We start from the raw sequence: 4,840 nt of genomic DNA, 5'->3' as shown, positions 1-4,840 counted from the left end.
GTGAGGGGCGTGACCTATCCGGATCGTTCTCATCCCTCACCCTGTCCCTCTCCCGCGAAGGGTGTGAGGACCCGTGCTCTTCCCGGATCGCGTGGAGCGATGCGTGCATCCGCAAGCCTTCATGGAGGGATGGTGCGCGGTGGAGGGCCACAAAGATCAAACTCTGCGCCAATTCGGTTGCGACGGGTCGACGAGCGTGTAGTTCACCGGTCCGATGCCGCAGATCGCGATGACGGCCGGCTCAGGGCCATCGCGCACCACGCCGTCGTAATGCGGCGTGCCGGCGACGCGCCGCACGAAGCTGCCCGCCGGGACCGGCACGCAGGAGGCTGGGTCGAAGTCCGGGCCGCTGTTGCACCACCACACCCCGGACAGGACCATGCAGAACCGGTCCGTCGTGTAGGTGTGCGGAGCGCTCATGTAGCCCGGCCACCACCGCACCAGGGTGTAGTACAGGCCGGTATCGTTGATGTCCCCGGTCAGGGTGCAGCGGTCGACGCTCCGTTCCGGATACCCGGCCGAGGGAAGCCAGGGCAACGCGTCGGGACGTCGGACGATCGTCTGACTGGGATCGAGCGGGCTGGCCGAGGCCTGCCCGAACGCGAACGGCAAGGCACCGAGGAGGGAGGCCGCCAGCAGGTCGCGTCGGCTCGCATGCGTGTCGGTCATGGCGCTCTCCACCCTTGGGCGACGGGGTGCATCGCCCCGGATCGCCTCGGGGCGGATGATCCCACCGTTGCGCACCCTTGGATAGATGCCCGACGGGACACGGCTGCGAGGGCGGACGGCCAAGGTAGCCCATTCCGGCTCGGATGCGGGAGACGGTCTCCGCCGAGGCGGCGCAGGGCTCGTTATCCCCTGACGGGCGGTGTTGGCCCGCCAAGGGGATAACGCGTTTTCGCGAAGACATTTATCGGTCGAAGAATATCCGTTATCCCTTTGGCTCCCGATTCGGCATGAGACGGGGACAACGCGTTGTCCTTCAACGAGTTGACCGGCGATCAGGGCCGCCAGACGATCGATTGCGAGCAGGCCTTCCTCGCGTACCGGACGACGCGGGCGGACCTCGATCGCCGGTTCGCGGGCTCGATGTCGTGGAAGACCGTCCGGGGTCGCGAATACCTCTATCGGAAGCAGCGCGGGGCCTGGAAATCCCTCGGGCCGCGCAGTCCGGAGACCGCGGCGACGCATCCAAACCCTACTTCCCCGCGAGCAGCGGCGACCATGTCGGGTCCGACGCGTAGGACGGCGTCGGCACCGGCTGCTCCACCTTTCCGGTGATGTCGACCATGTAGAGCTTGCCGCCGCCCTGGCCGCCGGGATCGCGGAAGAACAGCACGTACTGGCCGTTGGGCGCGAACGTCGGGCCCTCGTTGTGGAAGCCCTCGGTCAGCACCCGCTCGCCGGAGCCGTCGGGCTTCATCACGCAGATGGCGAAGCCCCCTTTGCGCTGCCGGGTGAAGGCGATCAGGTCGCCGCGCGGCGACCACGCCGGCTGCGAGGCCGAGCCCTCGCCGAACGAGATCCGGTGCGGGTTGGAACCGTCGGCGCCCATCACGTAGACCTGCTGCGAGCCGCCGCGGTCGGATTCGAACACGATCTGGCTGCCGTCGGGCGCGTAGGTCGGCGAGGTGTCGATCGCCATGCCGCTGGTGATCGATTGCTGCGCCTTCGAGGCGAGGTCCATCGTCACGATGTCGGCGTTGCCGCCCTGCTGCACGCTCATCACGAGGCGGCGGCCGTCCGGCGAGAAGCGCGGGCTCGCGCTCATCGACTCGAAGTTGCCCACCGCCTGCCGCGAGCCGGTCTCGAGGTTGATCACCTGCACCCGCGGCTGGTGGCCGGTCGCCTGCGTCATGAACGCGATGTCCTGGGTCGCGGGCGAGTAGCGCGGGGCGACGATGGAGCTCTCGCCGGTGGTCAGCGCGCGGACGTTGGCCCCGTCCTGGTCCATCACCATCAGGCGCTTGCGCCGGTTCTCCTTCGGGCCGGCCTCGTCGACGAAGGCGATGCGGCTGTCGAACCACGGACCGAGGCCGGTGATCCTGGTGTAGACCGCGTCCGAGATCAGGTGGCCGGTGCGGCGGGCGTTCGCCGCATCGGTGGCGTATTGCTGGCCGGTGATCTGCTGGCCCGAGGTGACGTCCCAGAGGCGGAACTCGACCTTCAGCCGGCCCGAGCCGTCGCGCGAGACGCGGCCCGTGACGAGGCCCTGCACGCCGGCCGAGCGCCACCGCTCGAAGCCGGGCGCGGCGTCGAAGGGCGGGTTCTCCGGGAACCGCGCCTTGTCCAGCGGCAGGAAGTAGCCCGAGCGCCGCAGGTTGTTCGTGACCACGCCGGAGACGAGGCCGCCGAGGCTGGCATCGCCCGAGAAGTCGGCCACCGCGATCGGCATCGGCTGGAACGCGCCCCCGCCGATGCGGAGCTGCAACTGGGCCTGGGCCGGCGCAGGCCACCCGAGCAGCGCCGCGCCGAGCAGCGCGAGCGACAGGAGGGCCGTCAGCACGGGCACCGTGCGGCGCGTCGGCGATCGATGAAACATGGGTCTGGTCCGGAAGCCTTGGGACGGACGTCGGGTTGCGGTTCGGCGGCGCGAAGGGCGTCAGGTCGCGGTGAACTCGAACTCCGCGTTGATCGCCTTCCAGTCGTTGTAGTACGGCGCGTACTGCGCCGGGATCCGGTAGGGCGCGCAGCGCCGCACCGCGCGGAGCGCCGCCTGCGCGATCGACTGATCGACCGAGCTCGCCCCGCCGCGCATGATCCGCGGCTCGGTCGAGAGCGATCCGTCCTGGTTCAGGTGGATGTCGAGCACGGGCAGCACCACCCCCTGCGCCGCCCCGGGGGGCGCCGCGTAGCAGCGCTCGATCTGCTGCTGGAGCATGCCCACGAGAGCGTCGCGCAGGGACGGCGACAGGCGCTGGGCCGTGCCCGTCGCGGCACCGAGGGCGGCCGTGCGCTGGACGTCGCGGCCGGTGGCGCCGGTCGATTGCGAGGGCACCTTCGAGGCCAGCACCGACTTGATGTCGCCGGCGTTGAACTTGTTGGCGAGCTCGGCCTGCCTGCGGGCCTTCGCCTCGGCATCGGCCTTGGCGCGCGCGTCGGCGACCGCCTTGGCCTTGGCTTTCGCAGCTGCTTCAGCCTTCGCGGCGGCAGCGGCCTCCGCACGCTCCTTCTCGGCTTCGGCCTTCGCCTCGGCGATCTCCTGCCGCGCGGCCTCGGCGTCCGCCTTGGCCTTCGCCTCCGCCTTGGCGGCGGCCGCCTTCTCCACCGCCTTCGCGGCTTCCCTGGCAGCCTCCTTGGCGGCCTCGGCCTTGGCTTTCGCGTCGGCCTTCGCCTTGGCTTCCGCGGCCGCCTCGGCCTCCTCGCGCTCGACCAGCTTGGCGAGTTGCTCCCGCTTCACGGCTTCCGCCTTGGCCGCTTCCTTCGCGGCCTCCTTGACGGCCTCGGCCTTCGCCTCGGACTTGGCCTTCTCGGCCTTGGCGGCGGCCGCCTTCTCGGCCGCGGCCTTCGCGGCTTCGGCCTTCTGGGCCTCGGCCTTCTCCGCCTCCGCCTTCTCCTTGGCCATCTTGGCGGCCTTGGCCGCCTCGGCGGCCGGGTCCGGCTCGGTGACGCGCAGCGGCATCTCCTCGGCGTTGGCGAGCTTCATCTCCGCGGTGCGGGTCGGCGCGGTCGGCGAATCGACCTTCGCGTTCTCCGGCTCGCGCTCCTCGATCTTGTCTGCCTTCCGGTCCGCCCGCGGCTTGGCGTCGGGCGTCGGCTTGTCGGCGTTGCGCTCGCCCTTGGTGAGTTCCGAGAACTGGTTCTCGGTGATGACCTCGACGGGCACGCCCTCCTGCGCCTCGGGGAGCGCGGGCGCGGCGACGCTGAGCAGGGCGAACGCCAGCAGCCCGGCGTGGATGCCGGCCGAGACCCAGAACCCCGGTTCGCCGCGGTGGAAGGGAAGCTTCACGAATGCCCCGCTATCGCTGCTCGGGCTCGGTGACGAGCGCCACCTTCTTGAAGCCGCCGCCGGTGACGATCGCCATCACCTGGGCGACCCGGCCGTAATCGACCCGCTTGTCGCCGCGCACGAACACGCGCTCGTCGAAGCCGGACTTGGCCTCCACCGTCAGCTTCGGGATGATGGTGTCGTCCGTGAGCTCGTCCTCGCCGAGGAAGACCTGTCCGCTCTGGCGGATCGAGAGCGTGACCGGCTTGGTGTCGGAGTTGAGTGGTGATGCCTTCGATTGCGGCAGGTCGAGGGGCACGCCCACCGTCATCATCGGGGCCGCCACCATGAAGATGATGAGCAGCACCAGCACGACGTCGATGAACGGCGTCATGTTGATCTCGTTGATCGGGCCGCCGCCCCGGCGTCCCCGCCGCCGCCGCTTGCCGCCGCCCTGCGCACCCGCCGCCATGCTCATCTGCTGATCTCCCGGTTTGCGCGGTCAGGCGGCGAGCGAGAGGCGCTCGTCGATCTGGCGGGAGAGGATGGCGGAGAACTCGTCGGCAAAACCCTCCAGCCGCGACTGCTGCTTGGACACGGTCGCCTGGAGCTTGTTGTAGGCGAGCACCGCGGGGATTGCCGCGAACAGGCCGATGGCGGTGGCAAACAGCGCCTCGGCGATGCCCGGCGCCACCACCGCGAGCGAGGTGTTCTTGGAAGCCGCGATCGAGGTGAAGGCGGTCATGATGCCCCAGACCGTGCCGAACAGGCCGATGTAGGGGCCCGCCGAGCCGATCGAGGCGAGGAACAGCAGGCGGCCTTCGAGCCGCTCGACCTCGCGCTGGATCGTCACGTCGAGCACCTTGTCGATGCGCTGCGACAGCGACTGGATCTGCCGGCCGGTGCCCTCGA

At 70.1% G+C, this 4,840-nt stretch carries 5 protein-coding genes; all 5 read right to left on the bottom strand.

Features of this window, described 5'->3' with window-relative positions; genetic code table 11:
- Positions 1 to 156: 156 nt before the first annotated feature.
- On the bottom strand, positions 157 to 669 hold the full coding sequence (locus ACFE8Y_RS20710; RefSeq protein ID WP_375466256.1) for a hypothetical protein: 513 nt from the start codon (positions 667 to 669) through the stop codon (positions 157 to 159).
- A 529-nt stretch (positions 670 to 1,198) separates the two neighbouring features.
- Positions 1,199 to 2,542, bottom strand: coding sequence for a Tol-Pal system beta propeller repeat protein TolB (gene tolB, locus ACFE8Y_RS20705; RefSeq protein WP_375466255.1), 1,344 nt, complete (start codon positions 2,540 to 2,542; stop codon positions 1,199 to 1,201).
- Between the two features lie 60 nt (positions 2,543 to 2,602).
- Positions 2,603 to 3,949, bottom strand: coding sequence for a cell envelope integrity protein TolA (tolA, locus tag ACFE8Y_RS20700; protein ID WP_375466254.1), 1,347 nt, complete (start codon positions 3,947 to 3,949; stop codon positions 2,603 to 2,605).
- A 10-nt stretch (positions 3,950 to 3,959) separates the two neighbouring features.
- Complete coding sequence (locus tag ACFE8Y_RS20695) at positions 3,960 to 4,406, bottom strand: ExbD/TolR family protein (protein WP_375466253.1); 447 nt, start codon at positions 4,404 to 4,406, stop codon at positions 3,960 to 3,962.
- A gap of 24 nt (positions 4,407 to 4,430) precedes the next feature.
- A partial coding sequence (locus tag ACFE8Y_RS20690; protein WP_375466252.1) for a MotA/TolQ/ExbB proton channel family protein occupies positions 4,431 to 4,840 on the bottom strand: 410 nt, incomplete at its 5' end.

It is taken from the genome of uncultured Methylobacterium sp. (assembly GCF_964242245.1).
In the GTDB taxonomy this organism is placed as follows: Bacteria; Pseudomonadota; Alphaproteobacteria; order Rhizobiales; family Beijerinckiaceae; genus Methylobacterium.
The sequence above is the reverse complement of the archived record's forward strand: the minus strand, read 5'-3'. Positions and strand labels throughout refer to the sequence as shown.

What these genes read in the sequence shown, in the direction of transcription:
- ACFE8Y_RS20710 (WP_375466256.1), bottom strand. Translation starts at nt 669, where the DNA reads ATGACCGACACGCATGCGAGCCGACGCGACCTGCTGGCGGCCTCCCTC.
- tolB (WP_375466255.1), bottom strand. Translation starts at nt 2,542, where the DNA reads ATGTTTCATCGATCGCCGACGCGCCGCACGGTGCCCGTGCTGACGGCC.
- ACFE8Y_RS20695 (WP_375466253.1), bottom strand. Translation starts at nt 4,406, where the DNA reads ATGAGCATGGCGGCGGGTGCGCAGGGCGGCGGCAAGCGGCGGCGGCGG.